Source organism: Xanthomonas sp. LMG 12461 (assembly GCF_009192935.1).
Taxonomy (GTDB): Bacteria; Pseudomonadota; Gammaproteobacteria; order Xanthomonadales; family Xanthomonadaceae; genus Xanthomonas_A; species Xanthomonas_A sontii.
On record NZ_NQYT01000026.1, the window covers coordinates 94,308 to 117,103 of the forward strand.

Genomic DNA, 22,796 nt, shown 5'->3' on the forward strand with positions numbered 1-22,796 from the left:
TTGCTTTTGCCAATCCCCATTCCCGATTCCCCAATCCCGGCTCCTTACAGATCGTCGAAGCCGTTGTCCGAGTTGGTCTTCTTGTAGCTGGCGTTGCGCATCTCGAAGAAGTCGGTCTTGGTCTCGGTGAAGTTGTCGGCGTAGGCCTTGATCCACGGCATCACGTTGTCGCTGGCGCCGCTGTACAGCTTCTCGATGCCGAGCATGCCGGACATCTTGTTGGCGCGGTACTTCACGTACTGGATCATCTCGTCCACGTCGATGCCCTCGATGCCGTCGAGCACTTCCGAGGACCACTCGGTCTCCAGGCGGATCGCATGCTCGAAGGCCTGGTGCACGTAGTCGGTCAGTTCGTTGGTCTGCAACTCGGCGTTCTCGCCGATGATGGCGCGGATCAGCTCGCTGATGAACTTGGTGTGGGCCAGCTCGTCGCGGTTGATGAAGCTGATGATCTTGCCGGTGCCGGTCATGCGGTTCTGCCGCACCAGGTTGTAGAAATACGCGAAGCCGGAATAGAAGTTGATGCCTTCCAGGATCGAGGACTGGATCAGCGAGCGCAGCAGGGTCTCTGCGGTCTTCTCGCGCATGAAGTCGTCGTAGGCCTGCATGATCGGCTGGTTGCGCGCGATGATGGTCGGATGCGTGCGCGCGATCTCGAACACGCGGTTCTGGTCGGCCAGGCCGGCGATCGAGGCCAGCACGTACGAGTAGCTCTCGTTGTGGATCACTTCCTGCTGGCCGATGATCGCGGCGTTGGCGTGCGCGGCCGGGTCGGTGATGTATTCGGCGACGTTGTAGATGAAGCGCGTCTGCGGCGAATCCAGCGTGGCCAGCAGGCCGATGATCGAGTCGTAGGCGTTCTTCTCGCGCGCCGACAGCTCCCCGTACTGCTTGGCATCGCCCTTCATGTCCACTTCGTCGGGGATCCAGAAGTTGGTCGACAGCTCCTTGTACGCCCGGTAGAAGGACGGGTACGGGATGTCGTTCCAGTTGAGGATGCCGCTGGTGGTGCCGTTGATGATGCCGGTGGAACGGTTGGGGTGCAGCGGTTCGAGGATCTTGATGCGGTCGAGCGCGATGGCCATGGATGTGCTTCGATAGTCGGGTGAACGGCGCCGGCGGGCGGCGCGGGAATGCGGGACGCGCGCGGCAGGACCGGCCTGCCGCGCGGCGCGGGCGTCAGACGCCGGCGATCAGCTCGAGCACCACTCGCACTCGCTGATGTCGATGTCGTTGGAGCGCACGTAGTAGGTGGTCTTCAGGCCTTCCTTCCACGCGGTCATGTGCAGGTCCAGCAGGGTGCTGGCGCGGATGCCGCTGGGCACGTAGAAGTTGAAGCTGATCGACTGGTCGACGTGGCGCTGGCGGCGCGCGTTCTGGCGCACGCTGGCGAACTGGTCGACCTTGTAGGCGCCCTTCTCGTAATACGGATAGGTGTCCACGGTCAGCCCCGGCGCCACCACCGGGCGGCGGAAGTCCTTCTTCTCTTCGTAGTAGAACGCGCTGTAGATCGGGTCGATCGACGCAGTGGAACCGGCGATCTGCGCGGTGCTCATGTTCGGCGCCACCGCCACCATCCAGGCGTTGCGCACGCCGTGCACGCTCACCTGCGCGGCCAGTTCCTGCCACTCGGCGCTGTCGTAGCCGCGCTTGGTGAAGTACTCGCCGTTCTGCCAGTCGCTGCCCTTGAACACCTTGTACGCGCCCTTCTCCTTGGCCAGCGCCAGGCTCGCCTGGATGGTCAGGTAGTTGATGCGCTCGTACAGCGAATCGCTGTACGCCTCGGCGTCCGGCGAATTCCAGTCGATGCCCTTCTGCGCCAGCAGGTGGTGCCAGCCGAAGGTGCCCAGGCCGATCGCGCGGTACTTCTGGTTGGTGATGGTGGCCTGCGGCACCGGCAGCTCGTTGAGGTCGATGACGTTGTCGAGCATGCGCACCTGGACGCGGATCAGCCGCTCCAGGATGTCCGGCGACAGCAGGTCCGGCTGCGCGGTGACCGCGCGGCCCAGGTTCACCGAGGACAGGTTGCACACGACGAAGTCGCCGGCCTGCTTGGTGGTGACGATCTGGTCGCCGCTGATCATCTCCTGGATGACCCGCGTCGGGCTCATGTTCTGCAGGATCTCGGTGCACAGGTTGCTGGAATAGACCATGCCCTGGTGCTTGTTCGGGTTCATGCGATTGACTTCGTCGCGATAGAACATGAACGGATTGCCGGTCTCCAGCTGGCTGACCATGATCCGCTTGAACATGTCGATGGCCTTGACCACCTTGCGGCCGATGCGCTCGTCGGCCACCACTTCCTCGTAGCGGGCGCGGAAGCTGCCTTCGCCGCGCTTCTCGTCGAAGAAGTCCTGCAGGTACCAGCCCTTGACCTCCTTCACCTCGTGCGGGTCGAACAGGTACCACTCGCCGCGGCGCTCCACCGCTTCCATGAAGATGTCCGGCACGCACACCGCGGTGAACACGTCGTGCGCGCGCAGGCGCTGGTCGCCGTTGTTCAGGCGCAGGTCCAGGAACGCCTCGATGTCGCGGTGCCAGATGTCCAGGTACACGGCGATGGCGCCCTTGCGCTGGCCGAGCTGGTCCACCGACACGGCGGTGTTGTTGAGCTGCTTGATCCACGGCACCACGCCGCCGCTGGAGTTCTTCACGCCGCGGATCGCCGAGCCGGACGAACGCACGTAACCTAGGTAGGCGCCGACGCCGCCGCCGTGCTTGGACACGCGCGCCACGTCGGTATTGGAGTCGTAGATGCCCTGCAGGCTGTCGTCGACGGTGTCGATGAAGCAGCTCGACAGCTGCCCGCCGATTTTGCCGGCGTTGGCCAGGGTCGGCGTGGCCACGGTCATGTACAGGTTGGACAGCGCCCAGTAGGCCTCGCCGACCAGCTGCATGCGGCGCTCGCGCGGCTTCTCGTCCTGCATCAGGTACAGGGCGATGGTCAGCCAGCGCTCCTGCGGCAGTTCGTAGACCTTGCGCGAGTTGTCGGTGGCCAGGTAACGCGTGGCCAGCAGGTACAGGCCGTTGTAGGCGAACAGCTTGTCGCGCTCCGGATCGATCATGCGGCCGGCTTCGGCCAGTTCGTCCTTGGAGTAGTTCTTGAGGATGTCGATCGAGTACACGCCGCGGTCGGCCAGGCTTTCCTGCAGGCCGACGTAGGAGCCGTACTTCTCGCCGGCATCGTAGAAACGGTTCTTGCTGGCGCGCTTGTACAGGCGGTCCAGGTACAGGCGCGCGGCGAAGTACTCCCACTCCGGCGTGGCGATGTCCACGCGCGACTCGGCCTCGCGGATCAGGTAGTCGACCATGTCGTCGGCCGACAGGCTTTCCTTCTTCTCGATGAAGGCGAAGGCCTTGCGCTCGTAGTCGCTCACGTCCAGCTGCGGGAACTCGGCGTGGATCCGGTCCAGGGTGCGCTGCAGGCGCGAGCGGTCGAAGGCCATGCGGCGGTTGCCGCCGTCCTTGACGATCCAGGTCACGGCGCGCTGGTCGTTGCTCGGCTCGCTGCTGGCCGTCGGCTCAGGCTGGGCAGTGGCGGCAGCGGTCGTGGGGTCGACGGCGGCGTCGACGGACGCGGTGGCCGGCAGGCTGTGGGTCTGGCTCATGAAGGTCTCCAAGCGTGGTGCACGCGGCCGCCCGACCCTCGCAGGCAGCGGTCCGACCGGGTTCGCAGGTGGCGGGCGGTGTCGCGAAGACTGCAAACGGCGCAGGCACCGGGCCTGCGGGCGGTCATCGCTGCACCGACCCTCTCCCCCCGGAGAGCGCGCGGTCGGCGCCGCGCGGTGTGCTTCGCGCGGCTGTCGGCAGGTCTTCGGGCTGATGGGCAACGGCCGTGGCCGGTTCCTAGCCCGTCGCTTCCCAAGGCGGGCGCCTCAGTGCGGATGACGGGTTCGTTCCCAATTACCGCTGCGGGGCAGCGCCGGAGTTGGCGTTGGCACGCCGCACCGGCTTCCCTTTTGATCCCGCGGCTTGGGGCCGCCGGAACCGACCACCCCAAGATAGTGGGGTCGGTCGGCGACGTCAACGCTAAATATGGGTGAAATTACGAAAACCTAAGCCTGGCAACGGTTTGCCGCCGACGGCCGATTCCGGTCCCGCCGCGGCGGCCGTTCGCGGCCGTGACGGGGTCGTGAAGTCGGCCGCGGACAGGGGCATTCCTGCCCCCGAACATCCCCCGACACCGCACCCTCGCCTACGGCCGGCACGGCACCAAGATGCCGCTCGCATCGGTGCAGGTCCCGGTGTGGACGACACTGCCGTCCTGCACGCTGGTGCTGCCCTGGTAGCTGCCCCGCGTGCCATCGACGCTGCTCTGGCGGCTGCCGCTGAGCGTGCCGTCGGCGGCCCGGGCCAGGCTGCCGCTGCTGCTCGCGCTGGCACCGTCGGCGCGCTGGACGCTGGCACTGCCCTGGCGGCTGGCGCTGCCGTCGGCGTTGCGCTCGGCGCTGCCCTGGCGCGTGGCGCTGCCGCCGGCGGCGGTCGTGCGGGTAGCGGCGCTGCGCGCGCTGGCGTTGCCCTGGCCGTCGGCCTGCCATTGGCGGGCGCGCTGCACGCTGCCGTGCGCGCCGCTGGCGCTGGCCTGCACGGCGGCGTGGCGGACGCCGTCGGTGCCGCCGGCGGTGCGCGTGCGTGTGTGTTCGCGTGCCGGTGCACTGGGCGCGACCAGGACGCCGGCGGCCAGCGCCAGCAGCAAGGGAGTGATGCGACAGGACAGCGACATGGCGTTCTCCGGTGACGGCAGCGGCGTGCTGCCGAGCGTCACCGTAGCCATGGCGCCGGCGCCGCGGGCGCCGCATCGGCCAGCAAATGTTGCCGAACGCCGCGGCGGAAACATCCGCTTACAGTTGCGCCGCGGCGGCCGTTGCCGCGGGGCCGCGGCGCAACCGATAGTGGCGTCCATGGACGATGCCGCGCCCGCTCCCCGCCTGCTGCTGGTCGACGACGACGACCGCCTGCGCGCCCTGCTGTGCCGCTACCTGGAGAGCCAGGGCTTCGCGGTCAAGGCGGTGGCCGACGGCGTGCAGCTGCAGCAGGCGCTGGCGCGCGGCCACTACGACCTGGTGGTGCTGGACCTGATGCTGCCCGGCGAGAACGGCCTGGAGATCTGCCGGCGCCTGCGCGGCCAGGGCGACGCCACCCCGATCGTGATGCTGACCGCCAAGGGCGACGAGATCGACCGCATCGTCGGCCTGGAGATCGGCGCCGACGACTACCTGCCCAAGCCGGTCAACCCGCGCGAGCTGCTGGCGCGGATCCGCGCGGTGCTGCGCCGTACCCGCCCGGGCGGGGCCGGCGCGCCGCAGCCGGACGGCGGGGAGATCGGCTTCGGCCGCTTCCGCCTGCACCTGGGACGGCGCGAGCTGCGCCGCGACGGCGAACCGCTGAAACTCACCACCGCCGAGTTCGCGGTGCTGTCGGTGCTGCTGCGGCACCCGCAGCAGCCGCTGAGCCGCGACCGCCTCTCCAGCCTGGCGCACGGCCGCGAACACGAGCCGCTGGGGCGCAGCATCGACGTGATCGTGGCGCGGCTGCGCAAGCTGCTGGAGGACGACGTGCGCACGCCGCGGCTGATCCAGACCGTGTGGGGCGTGGGCTACGTGTACGTGCCGCCGGGGCCGCAGGCATGAGCGCGCCTGCCTCCCGCGCCAGCGGCTGGCCGCGCAGCCTGTTCGGGCAACTGGCGCTGGTGATCGCGCTGGTGCTGGCCGGCGCCGGCCTGCTGGCGCTGCTGCTCGGCCGCGAACTGGCGCTGCGGCCGGCAGCGCAGCAGCAACTGCGCGTGCTGCACGGTTTCGCCAATGTCGCCGAGGCGCTGCAGCGCTCGCCGGCCGCCGCGGCGCTGACGCCGGCGTTGCGCGAGGCCGGCCTGCAACTGCGCAGCGCGCCGCCCACCGCCAGCGCCGCCGGCCCGCTGGCCGACGCGATGCAGCGCCGCGCGGCCGATCAGCTCGGCCCCGGGCGCGCGCTGCGCCGCGATGCCGACGGCACCCTGTGGCTGCAACTGGCCACGCCGACCCCGCTGTGGGTGGCGTTCTCCAGCCAGCCGCGCGAGCACGGCCTGCGCCGGTTCTCGGTGGCGATGCTGGCCGGTTGCGCGCTGCTGGTCTGGCTGGCCGCTGCGCTGGTCGCGCGGCGCCTGGTGCGGCCGCTGCGGCAACTGGCGCAGGCCGCGCCGCACCTGGTCCGCGGCGAACAGGCCGCACCGATCGCCACCGGCGGTCCGCGCGAGGTCGCCGCGCTGGCGCAGGCGCTCACCGCGGCCAGCGCCGACGTGCGCCACGCCGCGGCCGAGCGTGCGCTGCTGCTGGCCGGCATCTCCCACGACCTGCGCACCCCGCTGACCCGGCTGCAGTACGCGCTGGCGCTGCTGCCGCAGGTGGAGCCGGAACTGCGCGAGGGCATGGAGCGCGACATCGGCGAGATCGACGCGATCCTGGCGCAGTTCATCGCCTACGCCCGCGACGGCCGCGACGAACCGGCCGTGGCCCTGGACCTGGCCGACCTCTGCCGGCAGACGCTGGGCGCGGCGCAGCCCGGCTGGGAGGCCGTCCTGCCCGCGCAGGCACCGCTGCACGGGCGGCCGCTGGCGCTGCAGCGCGCGCTCGGCAACCTCGTCGGCAATGCCGAACGGCACGGCGCCGCGCCGTTCCAGTTGCGCCTGCACGGCGACGGCGGCGATGGCTGGCGCATCGAGGTGCGCGACCACGGCCCCGGCCTGGACCCGGCGCTGGCCGCACGCGCGCCGCAGCCGTTCGTGCACGGCGGCCATGGCGGCAGCGGACTGGGCCTGGCGATCGTCGAGCGCGTCGCGCGCCAGCATCGCGGCGCGTTGCTGCTGCAGCCCATCGCCCCACACGGTCTGTGCGCCATCCTGCATCTGCGCCCGGCCTGAACCCGGCGTGCGCCGACGCCCGCACGCGTCGGCCGCGCCACGCCCCTCCTCTCCGTCCTCCATGGAGTGATCCGCCCATGCGCCTGTCACGCCCCTCGCCCACCCACGGCCTGCTCGCCCTGATGTTGCTGCTGCCGTTGCTCGCCGTCCCCGTCCACGCCCAGGACGGGCGCTTGCGCGCCCGCCTGCTGCAGCGCCTGGCCACGCGCGACGGCGCCGACGGCGCACGCGCGCCCTTGCCCGCCGGCGCGCAGGTGCTGCGCGACGTCGCCTACGGCCCGGACCCGGCGCAGCGCATGGACGTGTACCTGCCGGCCGGCGCACGTCAGGCGCCGCTGATCGTGATGGTGCACGGCGGCGGCTGGGCCGACGGCGACAAGGACAACCCCGGCGTGGCCGCCAACAAGGTCGCGCACTGGCTGCCGCAGGGCCATGTGCTGGTGTCGGTGAACTACCGCCTGCTGCCGCAGGCCACGCCGCTTGCGCAGGCAGAAGACGTGGCGCGCGCGGTCGCGCGCATCCAGCAACTGGCGCCGCAGTGGGGCGCCGACCCGGCGCGCCTGGTGTTGATGGGCCATTCGGCCGGCGCGCATCTGGTGAGTCTGCTGGACCTGTCGCCGGACCTGCTGGCGCAGGCCGGGGCGCGCCGCCCGCTGGGCACGGTGGCGCTGGACAGTGCGGCGATGGACGTGGAGCAGGTGATGCAGCAACGGCATCTGCCGCTGTACGACCGCGCCTTCGGCAGCGTCCGCAGCGACTGGATCGCCGCCTCGCCTTACCACGTCATGGGCGCCAGCGCGCCGCCGTTGCTGGCGGTGTGCTCCAGCCGCCGCGCCGACGCCTGCGCGCAGGCGCGCCACTTGGCCAGCAAGGCCGGCGCCCGCGGCATCCGCGTCGAGGTGCTGCCGCAGGATGCCAGCCACGCCGAGATCAACCGCGACCTGGGCCTGCCCTCGGCCTACACCGCGGCGGTGGACGCGTTCCTGCACACGCTGCGCTGAGCGCCGCGCGTGGTTACTGCGGCCAGCAACGCGCTCAGGTCACCATGCACTGCTGCAGCAGCAACGGCAGCGCCACCGCGGCGCTGTCGCGCCAGTGCAGGTCGGCGCGCGCCGACAGCGCGCTGGGTTCGGGATTGATCTCGACCACGCAGGCGCCGCGCTCCTTGGCCTGCAGCGGCAGGCTGGCGGCCGGATAGACCAGGCCGGAACTGCCGATCACCAGCACCAGGTCGGCGGCGTCGGCAGCGCTCTGCGCGCGCGCCCACTCCGCCGCCGGCAGCGCCTCGCCGAACCACACCACGCCCGGGCGCACCGTGCCGCCGCAGGCCGCGCACACCGGCGGCACCAGGCGCTGGCTGGGCGTGTGCACGTCGATCGGCGGCAGCAAGCCGCGCCAGGGCTGGCCGCAGTCGCTGCAGCGCAGCGCCGACAGCCGGCCGTGCACGTGCGCGGCGACCTCGCTGCCGGCACGCTGGTGCAGGTCGTCCACGTTCTGGGTCACCAGGGTGGTGTGGCGGACCTCGGCCAGGCGCGCCAGCGCCAGGTGCCCGGCGTGCGGCTGGGCCTGCGCCACGATCGCCATGCGCCAGCGGTACCAGCCCCAGACCAGGGCGGGGTCGGCACGCCAGGCGTCCTCGGTGGCCAGTTGCTCGGGATCGAAGCGCGACCACAGGCTGTCGTCCTGGCCACGGAAGGTCGGTACCCCGCTCTCGGCGGACATGCCGGCACCGGTCAGCACCAGCAGACGGCGTGCGCCCTGGATGAAGGCGGCGACGGTCTCGGCGTTGTAGGCGGAACTGAGCATGGCGCGCCCGATTTGATCAAGCTCACACTATTGCACCCCCGCGGGGTGGTCTCAATGTGCGTGGCAACACGCGCGGCGCCCACAACGCGAACGGGCGGCCAGTGGCCGCCCGTCGTGTGTCGCCCTGGACCGGCGCAGGCGCCGGCCCGGACATCGCGCTGGCTCAGTCGAGCACGACCAGCTTGACGTCGATGTTGCCGCGGGTGGCGTTGGAGTACGGGCACACCTGGTGCGCCTTTTCCACCAGCGATTCCAGCGTCGCACGCTCCAGGCCCGGCGCGGCGATGCGCAGTTCCACGGCGATGCCGAAGCCGCCCGGGATCTGGCCGATGCCGACATGACCCTCGATGCTCGTCTCGGCCGGCAGCGCCACCTTCTCCTGCCCGGCGACGAACTTCAGCGCACCGATGAAGCAGGCCGAGTAGCCGGCCGCGAACAGCTGCTCCGGGTTGGTGCCGTCGCCGCCGGCGCCGCCGAGTTCGCGCGGGGTCGACAGCTTGACGTCCAGCGCCTTGTCCGGGGTGGCGGCGCGGCCGTCGCGGCCCCCGGTGGCGGTGGCAGTGGCGGTGTAGGCGATGGTGGTCGGTGAAGCCATGGTGGTTCTCCTTCGAGGGCGGCGCCGCGGCGCCATGGGGTAGAGGGAAATGCGTAGAGGGAAATGCGCGATCGGGACGGGAATCGGTCAGGCCGCGGCCTGCAGCTTGCCGCGGACCTCTTCCAGGTCGTGCTTGAGCCGGGTCAGTTGCTGCAGGTCGCAGGCGACCGCGCACAGCACGCCTTCCGGCACCGCCTGCGCGCGCGCGCGCAGCGCCTGGCCGTCAGCGGTCAGCGCGATCAGCACGCGGCGCTCGTCCTCGGCGGCGCGGCTGCGGGTCAGCAGACCGATCGCCTCCAGGCGCTTGAGCAGCGGGGTCAGCGTGGCCGAATCCAGGAACAGCTTCTCGCCGATGTCCGAGACGCTGCGCTGGTCCTGCTCCCACAGCACCAGCATCACCAGGTACTGCGGATAGGTCAGGCCGAGGTCGCGCAGCAGCCCGCGGTAGAGCTTGTGCATGGCCAGGTTGGCCGAATACAGCGCGAAGCACAGCTGGGTATCCAGCTTCAGCAGGGCGGTGGCGTCGGGGGCAGAGGTACGGTCCATGGGCACTACATTACATAGCGCGCGATTCAATAGCAAGCGATATTTATGCCCTGCCGACTCCTGGCTGAAGCGGGCGCCGCCCTTCCCCTCGTGCTGACAGCGACGCAGGACTAAGCTGCGCGCAACTCGAGGAGCTTCCGCATGCGCGCATCGTTCCTGCTGCTGGCCGCGCTCGGCGCTGCCCCCATCATGCCCAAGGCCGTGCCCAACACCCTGCCCGACGGCCCGGTGCTGGTCGGTGCCGGCGCCGACGCGTTGGTCCGGGAAACCCGTCGCCAGTGCCCCGGCGTGCCGACCGACCGGCTCACCCCGGCCGATCTGCTCGATGCCGAGGAGACGTTTCGCGATGGGCTGTCCGCGGCGCAGCGCCAGGCCATGGACCGGCAGTTGCCGCAGGACGGCGCGTCCGGGCCGGCCCGCTGCGCACACAGCGCAGGCGGCGCCAGTTGCCCGGCGGCCGCCTATCTGGAAGAGATCGCCGGCGCGGGCCTGATGCCGCGCTTCGTCGCCGGGCTGTGTGCGCCCGGCGCGGTGCGCTGAGCGTCCGCAGACGCTCCTGCGCTCAGACCCGGTGCGCCGCCGCCAGGTACTCGGCGCTCTGCATTTCGATCAGGCGCGAGGCGGTACGCTCGAACGCACCGGCCAGGCGCTCGCCGGTGTACAGCAGCGGCGGCGGATCCTGCGCGGTGCAGACCAGGTTGACGTGGCGGTCGTACAGCTCGTCGATCAGGTTGACGAAGCGCCGCGCCGCGTCCTCGTTCATGCGGTCGAAGTGCGGGATGCCGCCGAGCAGCACGGTGGTGAACTCGTGCGCGATCTCGATGTAGTCGCTGGGACCGCGCGGGCCTTCGCACAAGGCGACGAAATCGAACCAGACGATGCTCTTGCCGCGCGCGCGCACCGGGATCTTGCGCCCTTCCAGTTCGATGTTGCCGCGGCGCGCCTCGGCATTGCCGGTCAGCGCGCCCCAGCGCTCGCCCAGCCAGGCATCGCTGTCCTCGGCCAGCGGCGCGCGGTACACCGGCGAACGGGTCAGCGCGCGCATGCGGTAGTCCTCGGTGCCCTCGGCGTACAGCTCCACGCAATAGGTCTGCAGCAGGCCGATCGCCGGCAGGAAGCTCTCGCGCTGCAGGCCGTTGAGGTACAGGTTCTGCGGCGCGGTGTTGGAGGTGGTGACCAGGGTCACGCCCTCGGCGAACAGGCGCTCGAGCAGGCGCGACAGCAGCATCGCATCGCCGATGTCGGTGACGAAGAACTCGTCCAGCACCAGCACGCGCAGCCGGCTGCGCCACTCCTGCGCGATCTTTGCCAGCGGATCGCTCTGCCCGGCATGTTCGCGCAGGCGCTCGTGCACGCCGCGCATGAAGCGGTGGAAATGCGTGCGGTACTTCCGCGCGATCGGCAGGCCGTCGTAGAACAGATCGACCAGGAAGGTCTTGCCGCGGCCGACCCCGCCCCAGAAGTACAGGCCGCGCACCGGCTCGGGCTTCTTCCAGAACGCCGACAGCCGGTCCAGCCAGCCCTCCTGGTCGCCGTCCACGATCGCGGTATGGATGCGGTCCAGTTCGGCCAGCGCCGCGTGCTGGGCCGGATCGTCGCGCCAGTCGCCGCGCGCCACGCCCTCGGCGTAGCGCTGCGACGGCAATGCCGCCGCGCTCACACCTGTGCCGCCGGCAGCCAGGCCTTGACCGCGTGCTGCAACGCGCCACGCAGGTCGATCAGCTTGCGATGGAAGAAGTGGCTGGTGTCGGGCATGCGCACCAGTTCCGGCTGTGCCTCCAGGGTCTCCAGCCAGTCGTACACGGCCTGCGGATCGACGATCTCGTCGGCCTCGCCCTGGATCACCAGCCACTGCGGCGGCGGCGCCATGCCGGAAAAATCCCAGCGCCCGGCCGGCGGCGCAATCGAGATCAGCACCTGCGGCTGCAACGCGGCGCTGGCGCGCAGCGAGACGTAGGCGCCGAAGCTGAAACCTGCGAGCCACAGCGCGTCGTGCGGACGCTGATCGCGCACCCAGGCGGCCACCGCGGCCAGGTCCTGCTGCTCGCCGTCGCCGTGGTCGAAGCTGCCGGCAGACGCGCCGACGCTGCGGAAGTTGAAGCGCACCACGCGCACGCCCAGCTCGCGCAGCGCGCGCGCGACCATCGTTACCACCTTGTTGTGCATGCTGCCGCCCTCGGTGGACAGCGGATGGCAGACGATGGCGGTGACCGGCAGCGCGGCGACGTCGGCGTCGGGCAGATCGACCGCGGCCTCGATCGGGCCGGCGGGGCCTTGCAGCGTCAGCGCGCCGGAAGCGGTGGGGAAAGCGGGAGAGGTCATGCGGTCATAATAGCGGGGCTGGGTCGCGGCCACATGCCGAAGCGGTGCACGCAGCGTTCTTTTTCCTCCCGATCCGGATCCTGCGTGTGGTCTTCGTCCTGTTGAGTGTGGTGTGCAGCGTGCTGGTCTCGGCGCTGCTGAAGCTGGCGCCGCAGCGGCGCATCGACCTGGCCCAGGCGGTGACCTGGAACTACCTGGCGGCGTTGCTGCTGTGCGCCGCCCTGCTGCAGCCGCCGCTGGCCGCACTGGGCGATGCGCACACGCCGTGGGTGTCGCTGCTGGCGCTGGGCGTGTTGCTGCCGAGCCTGTTCCTGGTGCTGGGCCGCGCGGTGGCCAACGCCGGCATCGTGCGCACCGACGCGGCGCAGCGGCTGTCGCTGCTGCTGTCGCTGGCGGCGGCCTTCCTCTGGTTCGGCGAACGCGCCAACGGCGCCAAGCTGGCCGGCCTGGCGCTGGGCCTGCTGGCGATCGTCGGCATCGTGCAGCGGCCGCAGGCGGCCGCGCACAGCACCGCGCGCACCACGCCGTGGCTGCTGCTGGTGTGGGTCGGCTTCGCCGCGATCGACGTGCTGCTCAAGCGCATCGCCCAGGCCGGCACGCCGTTCGCCGCCTCGCTGCTGGTCGCCTTCGCGCTGGCTTTCGTGCTGCTGCTGGGCGTGCAACTGTGGCGCCACCTGCGCGGCACCGCCCCGTTGTCCTGGCGCAACCTCGGCGCCGGCCTGCTGCTGGGCGCGCTCAACTTCGGCAACATCCTGTTCTACGTGCGCGCGCACCAGGCCCTGCCGGACAGCCCGGCCAGCGTGTTCGCGGCGATGAACCTGGGTGTGATCGGCCTGGGCACCCTGCTCGGCATCGCCGTGTTCGGCGAACGCACCAACCGCTGGAACCGCCTCGGCCTGCTGCTGGCGGTGCCGGCGATCGTCCTGATCGCGATGGGCGCAGGCGGCTAACGCTCAGCGCCCGCACCGCGCTCTCACGATTCCCCAGTCCCGATTCCCCACTCCCGGCTCATCAGCGCCGCCACACCGGAAACGGATCTTCCAAGCCCTGCCACACCACCGGCCCCTGCCGCAGTTCGGCGTCGTCGAGCAGGCAGGCATCGAGTTCGGCACGCACCCGCGCCTCGTCCAGGCCGACGCCGATCACCGCCAGTTCCTGGCGGCGATCGCCCCACAGCGGATGCCACATCGCCCGCAGCGCCGCGTACTCGCGCGCATCGCCGACCTCCTCGGCCTGCGGCGGCGGCGCGTTCCAGCACGCGGTTTGCTGGCGCTGCCAGCCCAGCTCGGTATACGGCAGCGGCGACGGCGGCAACGCCAGCGGGGTATCCAGCAGGCCGCGATCCACGCGCTCGCGCGCCGCATACCAGAAGCCGGCGGCCTGGGTCTGGGTGGCCGCACCGACGATGGACAGCTCGCCGACCCAGTCCATGCGGCTGGCCAGCCAGAAGAAGCCCTTGCTGCGGATCACGTCGCGCAGCCCGCGCTGCGCCAGCCGCGCGAAGCGCAGCGGATGGAACGGCCGGCGCGCGCGATAGACGAAGCTTTCGATGCCGAACTGTTCGGTCTCCGGCGCGTGCTCGCCGCGCAGCGCCTGCATCCAGCCCGGCGCCAGCTGCGCGCGCACGAAGTCGAAGCGGCCGGTGTCCAGCACCAGCTCCAGCGGCACGTCGCCGCGGCTGGCCTCGACGATGCGCGCATCGCGGTTGAGCGCGCGCAGCACCGCGCGGGTGCGGTCGAGCGTGACCGTATCGGTCAGGTCGGCCTTGCTGATGACGATCACGTCGGCGAACTCGATCTGCTCCACCAGCAGGTTGACCAGCCCGCGCTCGTCGTCGTCCCCGGCCTGCAGGCCGCGGTCGGCCAGGCGCTCGGCCGAGCCGAAGTCGCGCAGGAAGCTCACCCCGTCGACCACGGTGAGCATGGTGTCCAGGCGCGCGACGTCGGCCAGGCCGCGGCCGTCGGCGTCGCGCACGGCGAAGGTCGCCGCCACCGGCATCGGCTCGGAAATGCCGGTGGATTCGATCAGCAGGTAGTCGTAGCGCCCGCTCTCGGCCAGGCGCTGCACCTCCTGGCGCAGGTCGTCGCGCAAGGTGCAGCAGATGCAGCCGTTGCTGAACTCGACCAGGGTCTCTTCGGTGCGACTGAGCGCGGCACCGCCGTCGCGGATCAGCGCCGCGTCGATGTTGACCTCGCTCATGTCGTTGACGATCACCGCCACCCGGCGCCCATCGCGGTTGTGCAGCACGCGGTTGAGCAGGGTGGTCTTGCCGGCGCCCAGGAAGCCGGACAGGACGGTGACGGGAAGGCGGGAATCGGAAACGGCGGACGTGGACATGGCGGGCATCGGCGCGGAGGCGTGGCGGGCTAGAAATGTTACTATATAACACTTTGTGCATTGGAGTGACCGTCCATGAAATCCCTGCCGCAATCCTTCTTCGACGCCTCGGCGATGGTGTTGTCCGGGCTGTGCCTGCTGCACTGCCTGGCGTTGCCGTTGCTGGCCGCGGCGCTGCCGTTGTTCGGCGTCTGGGCCGAGGCCGAGTGGGTGCACGTGGTGTTCGTGGCGATCGCCGCGCCGTTGGCGGGGCTGGCGCTGTGGCGCGGGCACCGGCGCGACGCGCTGCCCTGGCCGCTGTGGACGCTGGCGGCACTGGGCCTGCTCGGTCTGTTGGCCGGCGCTTTCGGCATTCCCGACGAGGCCAGCGAGACCGCGATGACGGTGAGCGGCAGTCTGGCCCTGGCCGGTGCGCATATGTGGAACTGGCGCAGGCACCGGCGGCGTTGTCGGCATTGAGCATGGGGCGCGCTGTGTAGCGCGCTTCGCTCGAGGCGATCAGGGTGCGATGCAGCGTGGCTTTGGCTGTTGCGCTGGCTGTTGCCGTTGCTGTTGCTCTGGCTTTTGACTTACCGGGTTCCCTTCCGAAGCGGCGGCCATCGCGGGGAAAAACCCCGAAGGGGCGGCGCACAGGGACGTGCGCCGTCCGCGGCAGGGGCAGGATGCCCCTTCCGCGGATCCCCGTGATGGACGCGGACCCGGAGCGCGTTAGCGCGGAGGGCGCGAGGCAGGGTGTGCTTTCTTTTGGTTACTTTTCTTTGCACAAGCAAAGAAAAGTAACTCGCCGCAAGGCGAAAGCTTTGCTCTTGCATTTGCTGCTACTGCGGCTGCCGCTGGATTGTAGGAGCGGCTTACGCCGCGACATGCATGACCGATTACGTTGGTCGCGGCTGAAGCCGCTCCTACAGACCTTCTCGCCTGACACACAAACTTCGAGCAACAGCAAAGGCTTTCGCCCTTTCGGGCGAGTTACTTTTCTTTGCTCGCGCAAAGAAAAGTAACCAAAAGAAAGCGCGCCCTGCCTTGCGCCCTCCGCGCTGCGCGCTCCGGGTCCGCGGATGCACCGGGGATTCGCGGAAGGGGCATCCTGCCCCTGCCGCGAACGGCGTACATCCATGTACGCCGCCCTTCGGGTGTTTCCCCGGTCCATCCGCCGCTGCGGAAGGGAACCCGGTAAATCAAAAGCCAAAGCAACGGCAACAGCAGAAACAACGGCAAATGCCAAAGCAACAGCAACAGCAACAGCAACAGCAACAGCAACAAGGCTGTCGCCTTTCTTAGCGCGAGAACACCCACATCTCACAGCTTCGGCCAGCACCAAGCCACATGTGCGACCAGCGCACAATGGACAGAAGCAACGTTCAAGAGATGGCAGTGAAGCGTAAGACCGGACACTCACTGCGACCGGCCTGAAACACAGCACATCTACTCACAACAGGCGGTCGTGCGCCTCGCGAAGGACGTGAGCCTCCAGCAGGAATGTCCCACACATCGAGGACGGGGAAAGGAAGGCCGACAATCGGCTTTTCCGATTCCCCATTCCCAGTTCCCCACTCCCAGCCTACAGATCAAACCCCAGCAACAACGGATCGTGATCGGAACTGCGCCACGGGCCGGGCAGATCGCGCTCGCGGTAGCCGTCGCTGTCGGGCAGATCGGCGTTGACGTGCCATTCGGCGGCGCCGCGCAACCGCGCTGCCAGGGCCGGACTCAGCAAGGCATGGTCCAGCCGGCCGCTGAGGCCGCGGTAGACGAAGCTGTAGGGCTGCGCGACACGCGCCTCCTGCAGCGCATCGCGCCAGCCGGCGTCGCGCAGCAGGCGCAGCGGATCTTCCATCGCATAGGCGTTGAAATCGCCGAGCAGCACGCTGGACGTGCTGCCGGTGCCGGTGGGGTCGCTGCGCAGCCAGGCGTCCAGGCGGCGCGCCGACTCGGTGCGGGTCGCGTTCCAGCAACCCTGGCCGTCGCCGCGGTCGGCATCGTCGCCACTGGCTTCGCCGCACCCTTTCGACTTGAAGTGGTTGGCCACCACCACGAACGGCGCGCCGCTGCCGTGACGGAAGGCCTGCGCCAGCGGCACCCGGCTGTGCTCGGCGAACGGGCCGCCTTCCAGCATCGCCGGCTTGCCGACCGGGCTCACCCGCGAGGCGCGGTAGATCAGCCCGACCCGGATCGGGTTGTCGCCGGGGCCGCGCCCGGCGTCGACGAAGCGCCAGTCGCCGCCGCCGACATTGAGCGCGTCGACCAGGCTGGCGATCGCCGAGGTCGGGCCGTAGCCGTCGTTCTCCAGTTCCATCAGTGCGGCGACGTCGGCCTGCAGCGGGCGGATCGTCGCCACCAGCTTGCGCAGCTGCGCCTGGAACTCGGCCGCCGTGCGCGCGCCGCGCAAGGTCGGGAACCCGCCGCCACGGCCGTCGCCGTTGAAGAAGTTCTCCAGGTTGAAGGCGGCGATGCGCAAGGTGCCGTCGACCTGCGGCGGCGCCGGTTCCGGCGGCGGCGTCAGCTGCAGCGCGGCGGTCGGGTACAGCCGTGCCACGCCATCGATCACCCCGCCGACGATGCCCTCCACGTCCTGGACCGTGCTGCCCGCGCGCGGCGGTGCAGCGGCACTCCCCAGATAGTCCGGAAGTTTTGCCGTTGCCGTTGCCGATGTTGATGTCGGCGTCGGCGTCGGCGTCGGCGCACCGAGCGTGCCCAGGCGCAGCCCGCGCCGCGCGTTGTCGGCCACCACCGCCGCCTGCTCGGCGCTGCCGGGCGCGGCCACCTCGCTGGGCTGCCACAGGCGTCCGCCGAAGGCCACGCCCAGTTCGCCGGTCTTGCCCAGCGCATCGTTGTCGACCACGGTCAGCGGCGCGGCGATGCGCACGCGCATGCCGGCCAGCGCCGACCAGTCGGCCGGCGCCGCGTCGAGCACCTGCAGCGGCAAGGGCTGCGCCCGTGCCAGCACGGTATGCCCCTGCTCCAGCACGCTGCGCCCGACGAAAGCCGTGCCGGCCTTGGCCGACGCGGCGGCCTGCGGCGCCAGCTCGCCCCACACCCGCACGCGGTCGCCCGGTGCCAGGACGCGCTCGGCATCGCCGCGCACCAGCAGCGCGTCGGCGGTCAGCGGATCGTCGTCGCCGGCATCCTGCACCAGGTAGCCGCTGCCGCCGGCTTCCACCCGCGCGGTGACCACGCCCTCGAACACCACGCCCTGCGCCTGCGGCCCCGGGCGCAACTGCCCGATCGGCAGCAGCGTCGGCGGCGTCAGCGCCTGCGCGGCGGGGGCTGCGACCAGCAGCAGCAACGACAACAACGATGGCGGCGGCATGCGCATGCGATCACTCTCCTTGTTTGCGCCGGCACGCGACGGGCGCGGAAACGAATGCGCCGCCCGAAGGCGGCGCAGTGGCGTGCGGGAGGCGCAAGGTTACTTCAGGTTGGCCAGCATCCAGTCCACGGTGGCGTGGATCTGCTCCTCGGTCAGCCCGGGATTGCCGCCCTTGGGAGGCATGATGCCGCCGTCGGGGCCGGTGTAGCCCTCGATGGCGTGCTTGTAGAGCGTCTCCTTGCCCTGCGCGATGCGCTTGTCCCAATGCGCGTGGTCCAACGTCGGCGCCTTGCCAACGCCGGTGGTGTGGCAAGCGGTGCACAGGTTGTTGAAGATGGTCTTGCCGTCGGTGGTGCCGCCGTAGGCCGCCTGCGCCGAGGCCTTGGCCAGCGCCGCCGCCTGTGCCGCCGCTTGCGCCGCGGCACCGGTGCTGCCGGCGTAGACCGCGCCGACCGGGGCGATGCGCTCCTCGGTGCGCTTGAGCGCCACCGGCGACACCTCCGGCGGGATGGCCCGCTGCAGGTAATGCGCGAACACGATCAGGCCGAGGGTGATCAGCACCAGCAGGCCGATCACCATCGAGAAGCGCTTGAGAAATTCGAGGTCGTAATTCCGCACATCACACCCCTTTGGCACGTGGTAATCCGGACCACCGCTACGCGACCGAGTATAGCCAGCGTTTGCGCCGCGCGGCACGCCGGGAGCACACGGAATCGCAGGCGATGCGTGCTGCATCGCAGCAGTTCGGCGCAGGCGGCGCGCCCGGTCGCGCTCAGGCGCTGCCCACCGCGCGCAGGCAGAACCCGCACACGGCCTCGACCAGGCGCTCGCTGTCGCGCGGGCCGTCGCGGCTGGGCGCGGTCGGGCCGACCAGGGCCTCTGTGTAGGCGCCGACCAGGCACGCCGCGGCCGCCTCCAGGTCCTGCGCGGGGAACTCGCCCGCGGCCACGCCGTCGGCCAGGATGCCCTTGAACACGTCGCCGAGCAGGCGCCGGCAGCGGATGCGCTCGGCGTCCACCTCCGGTTCCACCGGTTCGGCGATGAAGGCGTAGGCCAGGCCGGGGCCGGCCAGGGCGCGGCGCACGAACGAGGCGATGGCATCGCGCAGGCGCTGCGCGGCCGGCGCCGGTGCGGCGGCGATGGCGCGCAGGATGGTCAGCTCGTGCTCCACGGCGGCGGTCAGCACCTCCACGAACAGTTCGGCCTTGGACGGGAAATGCCGGTAGATCAGCCCGGTGGAGACCCCGGCCTCGGCCGCCACCGCGGTCACCGGGGCGCCGCGGAAGCCGTCGGCGGCGATCAGCCGGCGCGCCGCCAGCAGGATCCGCTGGCGGTTGCCGGCGAGGCGTTCTTCCATCAGGGCGGAGCGTTTGTAGGCCATGGCGTGATTCTAAGTTCAATTAATGAATTTCTGTTCACTTCTTTACCGTTCCCGGCTACGCTGGGCGCTCTTGCCCGGCGCGGGTCGATTCTAGGCGCCGCCGGCCACCCGCCATTCCCGGAGTTGCCGCCATGCTGATGCCGTCGTTGAATTTCGAGTTGGGCGAGGAGGTCGACCTGCTGCGCGACAGCGTCGCCGCCTTCGCCGCGCGCGAGATCGCGCCGCTGGCCGAGCAGGCCGACCGCGACAACGCCTTTCCCGCGCCGCTGTGGCGCAAGCTCGGCGAACAGGGGCTGCTCGGCCTCACCGTGGAGGAGGAGTACGGCGGCAGCGCGATGGGCTATCTGGCGCACGTGGTGGCGATGGAGGAGATCTCCCGCGCCTGCGGCGCGATCGGCCTGTCCTACGGCGCGCATTCGAACCTGTGCGTGAACCAGTTGCGCAAGAACGCCAGCCCGGCGCAGAAGGCGCGCTACCTGCCGAAACTGTGCAGCGGCGAGCACGTTGGCGCGCTGGCGATGAGCGAACCCGGCGCCGGCTCGGACGTGGTGTCGATGAAGCTGCGCGCCGAGGCGCGCGGCGACCGCTACGTGCTCAACGGCAACAAGATGTGGATCACCAATGGCCCGGACGCCGACGTGCTGGTGGTCTATGCCAAGACCGACCCGAGCGGCGGCGCGCGCGGCATCACCGCGTTCGTGGTCGAGAAGGGCATGCCCGGCTTCAGCACCGCGCAGAAGCTGGACAAGCTTGGCATGCGCGGCTCCAACACCTGCGAACTGGTGTTCCAGGACTGCGAGGTGCCGGCGGAGAACGTGCTGGGCGAGGTCGGCGGCGGCGTGCGCGTGCTGATGTCCGGCCTGGATTACGAGCGCGTGGTGCTGTCCGGCGGGCCGCTGGGGCTGATGGCCGCGGCGCTGGACGTGGTGCTGCCCTATGTGCACGAGCGCCGCCAGTTCGGCGAACCGATCGGCAGCTTCCAGCTGATGCAGGGCAAGCTGGCCGACATGTACGTGGGCCTCAACGCCTGCCGTGCCTACGTGTATGCGGTGGCACGCGCCTGCGACGCCGGTCGCACTACCCGCCAGGACGCCGCCGGCGCGATCCTCTACGCCGCCGAGAAGGCCACCTGGCTGACCGGCCAGGCGATCCAGGTGCTGGGCGGCAACGGCTACATCAACGACTATCCGACCGGGCGCCTGTGGCGCGACGCCAAGCTCTACGAGATCGGCGCCGGCACCTCGGAGATCCGTCGCATGCTGATCGGCCGCGAGTTGTTCGAGCGGACCAAGTGATGCCACGCAGGATGCGCATCGGCCGTAAGGCCGTTCCGACGTCAGCGCGTCGGGGCTGATCCCGCAAAAGGGGACAAGAGCCCCTCCCACATCGGCCGCCTGCCCTTTCCTTCTTTCCACGGTTCTGCCATGAGCGCGATCCAGACCCAGTTGCAACCCGGCAGCGACGCCTTCGCCGCCAATGCCGCCGCGCTGCGCGCGGTGGTCGACGACCTGCACACCACCCAGGCGCGTATCGCCCTGGGCGGCAGCGAGGCCGCCCGCGCCAAGCACCAGGCCCGCGGCAAGCTGCTGGTACGCGAACGCATCGACGCCCTGCTCGACCCGGGCAGCGCGTTCCTGGAGATCGCGCCGCTGGCCGCATTGGGCCTGTACGACGACGAGGTGCCGTGCGCCGGCGTGGTCGCCGGCATCGGCCGCGTCTCCGGCGTGGAATGCGTGATCGTCGCCAATGACGCCACGGTCAAGGGCGGCACCTACTACCCGATCACGGTGAAGAAGCACCTGCGCGCGCAGGAGATCGCCCAGCAGAACCGCCTGCCGTGCATCTACCTGGTCGATTCCGGCGGCGCGTTCCTGCCGCTGCAGGACGAGGTGTTTCCCGACCGCGACCACTTCGGCCGGATCTTCTACAACCAGGCCAACCTGTCGGCGCAGGGCATCGCCCAGATCGCCTGTGTAATGGGCTCGTGCACCGCCGGCGGCGCCTACGTGCCGGCGATGAGCGACGAGACGGTGATCGTGCGCGAACAGGGCACCATCTTCCTCGGCGGCCCGCCGCTGGTGAAGGCCGCCACCGGCGAGGACGTCAGCGCCGAGGACCTGGGCGGCGCCGACGTGCACACGCGCATCTCCGGCGTGGCCGACCACTTCGCCGACAACGACCTGCAGGCGCTGGCGCGGGTCCGCGCGATCGTCGCCCAGCTCAACTGGCGCAAGCCGGCCCCCGCCCTGGCGCTGCGCACGCCGGAGCCGCCGCTGTATCCGGCCGAAGAACTGTACGGGGTGATCCCGGCCGACCCGCGCAAGCCGTTCGACGTGCGCGAGGTGATCGCGCGGGTGGTGGACGGCTCGCGCCTGGACGAATTCAAGGCGCGCTACGGCACCACCCTGGTCACCGGCTTCGCGCACATCCACGGCTATCCGGTGGGCATCGTCGCCAACAACGGCATCCTGTTCTCCGAGTCGGCGCTGAAGGGCGCGCACTTCATCGAGCTGTGCGCGCAGCGCGGCATCCCGCTGGTGTTCCTGCAGAACATCACCGGCTTCATGGTCGGCCGCAAGTACGAGCACGGCGGCATCGCCAAGGACGGCGCCAAGCTGGTGATGGCGGTGGCCTGCGCCAAGGTGCCCAAGTTCACGGTGGTGATCGGCGGTTCGTTCGGCGCCGGCAACTACGGCATGTGCGGCCGCGCCTATTCGCCGAACTTCCTGTGGATGTGGCCGAACGCGCGTATCGGGGTGATGGGCGGCGAGCAGGCGGCGAGCGTGCTGGCGACGGTGCGCCGCGACGGCATCGCGGCCAAGGGCGGGCAATGGTCGGACGCCGAGGAGACGGCGTTCAAGGCGCCGATCCGCGAGCAGTTCGAGCGCCAGGGCCATCCGTACTACGCCAGTGCGCGGTTGTGGGACGACGGGGTGATCGATCCGGCGCAGACGCGGCGGGTATTGGGGTTGGGCTTGTCGGCGGCGTTGAACGCGCCGGCGGAGCCGAGCCGGTTCGGGGTGTTCCGGATGTGAGCGGGCGCATGCGCTCAGGGTGGAAGGCGCGTTCGCGCGGGGATCGGCGGTGGTCACGCAGGTGGTCGCTGGCGATGCCGGCAGCAGTGTGTCCGGCGGTGGACGCCACGACCGGCTCCGCGGACGCGCTCGCTGCGACGGCCTCCGCTTTTGCTGCTGCTCTTGCTCCTGCATTTGCTCTTGCTCTGCCTTTGACTTACCGGGTCCCCTCGGCGCGGCAGCCGCGGCGGGGAAAAACCCGAAGGGCGGCGCACATGGATGTGCGCCGTTCGCGGCAGGGGCAGGATGCCCCTTCCGCGAATCCCCGACGTGGCTGCGGACCCGGAGCGCGCAGCGCGGAGGGCGCGCTGCGGGGTGTGCTTTCTTTTGGTTACTTTTCTTTGCACAAGCAAAGAAAAGTGACTCGCCGCCAGGCGAAAGCTTTGCTCTTGCACTTGCTGCCAGGGTGGCGGCCGCTGAATTGTAGGGGCTGCTTCAGCCGCGGCAGACAGAACGGACTCTCACTGTCGCGGCTGAAGCCGCTCCTACAGATCTTCTCGTCCGACGAAAAAGCTTCAATCAACAGCAGA

General features: G+C 70.2%; 22 protein-coding genes and 1 riboswitch. Of the genes, 8 read left to right on the forward strand and 14 right to left on the reverse strand.

Annotation, left to right across the window (positions count from 1 at the left end; genetic code table 11):
* Positions 1 to 44: 44 nt before the first annotated feature.
* From CEK68_RS07470 to CEK68_RS07480, 3 genes are all read right to left on the reverse strand, one after another.
* Positions 45 to 1,085: a ribonucleotide-diphosphate reductase subunit beta gene (locus CEK68_RS07470; RefSeq protein WP_010340146.1), complete on the reverse strand. Its 1,041-nt coding sequence runs from the start codon at positions 1,083 to 1,085 to the stop codon at positions 45 to 47.
* A 108-nt stretch (positions 1,086 to 1,193) separates the two neighbouring features.
* Positions 1,194 to 3,608: a ribonucleoside-diphosphate reductase subunit alpha gene (locus tag CEK68_RS07475; RefSeq protein ID WP_017908331.1), complete on the reverse strand. Its 2,415-nt coding sequence runs from the start codon at positions 3,606 to 3,608 to the stop codon at positions 1,194 to 1,196.
* Between the two features lie 179 nt (positions 3,609 to 3,787).
* Positions 3,788 to 4,007, reverse strand: a riboswitch (cobalamin riboswitch).
* Positions 4,008 to 4,195: 188 nt separating this feature from the next.
* Entirely contained in the window at positions 4,196 to 4,774 is a 579-nt protein-coding gene (locus CEK68_RS07480; protein ID WP_226977803.1) for a hypothetical protein, read from the reverse strand.
* Positions 4,775 to 4,901: 127 nt separating this feature from the next.
* Between CEK68_RS07480 and ompR the strand changes: the two genes are divergently transcribed.
* The 3 genes from ompR (at position 4,902) to CEK68_RS07495 (ending at position 7,896) form a co-directional block, all read left to right on the forward strand.
* Complete coding sequence (gene ompR, locus CEK68_RS07485; RefSeq protein WP_152239015.1) at positions 4,902 to 5,630, forward strand: two-component system response regulator OmpR; 729 nt, start codon at positions 4,902 to 4,904, stop codon at positions 5,628 to 5,630.
* Positions 5,627 to 6,895, forward strand: a complete 1,269-nt coding sequence (locus tag CEK68_RS07490) for an ATP-binding protein (protein ID WP_152239016.1) — start codon at positions 5,627 to 5,629, stop codon at positions 6,893 to 6,895. The genes ompR and CEK68_RS07490 overlap by 4 nt, the downstream gene beginning before the upstream one ends.
* 77 nt (positions 6,896 to 6,972) lie before the next feature.
* The gene (locus CEK68_RS07495) at positions 6,973 to 7,896 is read left to right on the forward strand and encodes an alpha/beta hydrolase (RefSeq protein ID WP_152239017.1); all 924 of its coding nucleotides are present in this window, start codon (positions 6,973 to 6,975) and stop codon (positions 7,894 to 7,896) included.
* A gap of 34 nt (positions 7,897 to 7,930) precedes the next feature.
* Here the strand turns inward: CEK68_RS07495 and CEK68_RS07500 are convergent, their stop codons facing one another.
* From CEK68_RS07500 to CEK68_RS07510, 3 genes are all read right to left on the reverse strand, one after another.
* Positions 7,931 to 8,701 carry an NAD-dependent deacylase gene (locus CEK68_RS07500; protein ID WP_148827227.1) on the reverse strand — a complete coding sequence of 257 codons (771 nt, stop codon included), beginning with the start codon at positions 8,699 to 8,701 and terminating at the stop codon, positions 7,931 to 7,933.
* A gap of 163 nt (positions 8,702 to 8,864) precedes the next feature.
* Positions 8,865 to 9,296 (reverse strand): organic hydroperoxide resistance protein, encoded by a 432-nt coding sequence (locus CEK68_RS07505; RefSeq protein ID WP_017908249.1) that lies wholly within the window; start codon positions 9,294 to 9,296, stop codon positions 8,865 to 8,867.
* Positions 9,297 to 9,383: 87 nt separating this feature from the next.
* Positions 9,384 to 9,842, reverse strand: a complete 459-nt coding sequence (locus tag CEK68_RS07510) for a MarR family transcriptional regulator (protein WP_017908250.1) — start codon at positions 9,840 to 9,842, stop codon at positions 9,384 to 9,386.
* A gap of 141 nt (positions 9,843 to 9,983) precedes the next feature.
* On the opposite strand from CEK68_RS07510, the gene CEK68_RS07515 reads away from it, so the two are divergent.
* On the forward strand, positions 9,984 to 10,382 hold the full coding sequence (locus CEK68_RS07515; RefSeq protein WP_152239018.1) for a hypothetical protein: 399 nt from the start codon (positions 9,984 to 9,986) through the stop codon (positions 10,380 to 10,382).
* Positions 10,383 to 10,404: 22 nt separating this feature from the next.
* On the opposite strand, the gene zapE is transcribed toward CEK68_RS07515, so the two are convergent.
* A complete protein-coding gene (gene zapE / locus CEK68_RS07520) occupies positions 10,405 to 11,502 on the reverse strand; it encodes a cell division protein ZapE (RefSeq protein WP_043093670.1) in 1,098 nt (365 codons plus the stop codon).
* Positions 11,499 to 12,164 carry an alpha/beta family hydrolase gene (locus CEK68_RS07525; protein WP_152239019.1) on the reverse strand — a complete coding sequence of 222 codons (666 nt, stop codon included), beginning with the start codon at positions 12,162 to 12,164 and terminating at the stop codon, positions 11,499 to 11,501. Before CEK68_RS07525 ends, zapE begins: the two co-directional genes overlap by 4 nt.
* Before the next feature lie 86 nt (positions 12,165 to 12,250).
* On the opposite strand from CEK68_RS07525, the gene CEK68_RS07530 reads away from it, so the two are divergent.
* On the forward strand, positions 12,251 to 13,114 hold the full coding sequence (locus CEK68_RS07530; RefSeq protein WP_152239020.1) for an EamA/RhaT family transporter: 864 nt from the start codon (positions 12,251 to 12,253) through the stop codon (positions 13,112 to 13,114).
* A 61-nt stretch (positions 13,115 to 13,175) separates the two neighbouring features.
* Here the strand turns inward: CEK68_RS07530 and CEK68_RS07535 are convergent, their stop codons facing one another.
* A complete protein-coding gene (locus CEK68_RS07535; protein WP_026144243.1) occupies positions 13,176 to 14,501 on the reverse strand; it encodes a GTP-binding protein in 1,326 nt (441 codons plus the stop codon).
* A 75-nt stretch (positions 14,502 to 14,576) separates the two neighbouring features.
* Here CEK68_RS07535 and CEK68_RS07540 point away from each other — a divergent pair, with 75 nt between their 5' ends.
* Positions 14,577 to 14,960, forward strand: a complete 384-nt coding sequence (locus tag CEK68_RS07540) for a MerC domain-containing protein (protein ID WP_152239021.1) — start codon at positions 14,577 to 14,579, stop codon at positions 14,958 to 14,960.
* A gap of 510 nt (positions 14,961 to 15,470) precedes the next feature.
* Here the strand turns inward: CEK68_RS07540 and CEK68_RS20955 are convergent.
* From CEK68_RS20955 to CEK68_RS07565, 4 genes are all read right to left on the reverse strand, one after another.
* Positions 15,471 to 15,764: a hypothetical protein gene (locus CEK68_RS20955; protein WP_193314133.1), complete on the reverse strand. Its 294-nt coding sequence runs from the start codon at positions 15,762 to 15,764 to the stop codon at positions 15,471 to 15,473.
* Positions 15,765 to 16,062: 298 nt separating this feature from the next.
* Entirely contained in the window at positions 16,063 to 17,817 is a 1,755-nt protein-coding gene (locus tag CEK68_RS07555) for an ExeM/NucH family extracellular endonuclease (RefSeq protein WP_152239023.1), read from the reverse strand.
* Between the two features lie 93 nt (positions 17,818 to 17,910).
* Entirely contained in the window at positions 17,911 to 18,429 is a 519-nt protein-coding gene (locus CEK68_RS07560; protein WP_017915253.1) for a c-type cytochrome, read from the reverse strand.
* Between the two features lie 154 nt (positions 18,430 to 18,583).
* Positions 18,584 to 19,192: a TetR/AcrR family transcriptional regulator gene (locus CEK68_RS07565; RefSeq protein WP_017909842.1), complete on the reverse strand. Its 609-nt coding sequence runs from the start codon at positions 19,190 to 19,192 to the stop codon at positions 18,584 to 18,586.
* A 131-nt stretch (positions 19,193 to 19,323) separates the two neighbouring features.
* On the opposite strand from CEK68_RS07565, the gene CEK68_RS07570 reads away from it, so the two are divergent.
* Positions 19,324 to 20,487 (forward strand): isovaleryl-CoA dehydrogenase, encoded by a 1,164-nt coding sequence (locus tag CEK68_RS07570; protein ID WP_010341368.1) that lies wholly within the window; start codon positions 19,324 to 19,326, stop codon positions 20,485 to 20,487.
* A gap of 129 nt (positions 20,488 to 20,616) precedes the next feature.
* The gene (locus CEK68_RS07575) at positions 20,617 to 22,227 is read left to right on the forward strand and encodes a carboxyl transferase domain-containing protein (RefSeq protein ID WP_152239024.1); all 1,611 of its coding nucleotides are present in this window, start codon (positions 20,617 to 20,619) and stop codon (positions 22,225 to 22,227) included.
* Positions 22,228 to 22,597: 370 nt separating this feature from the next.
* Here CEK68_RS07575 and CEK68_RS21215 read toward each other — a convergent pair.
* The coding region (locus tag CEK68_RS21215; RefSeq protein WP_226977804.1) for a hypothetical protein at positions 22,598 to 22,796 on the reverse strand (199 nt) is incomplete at its 5' end.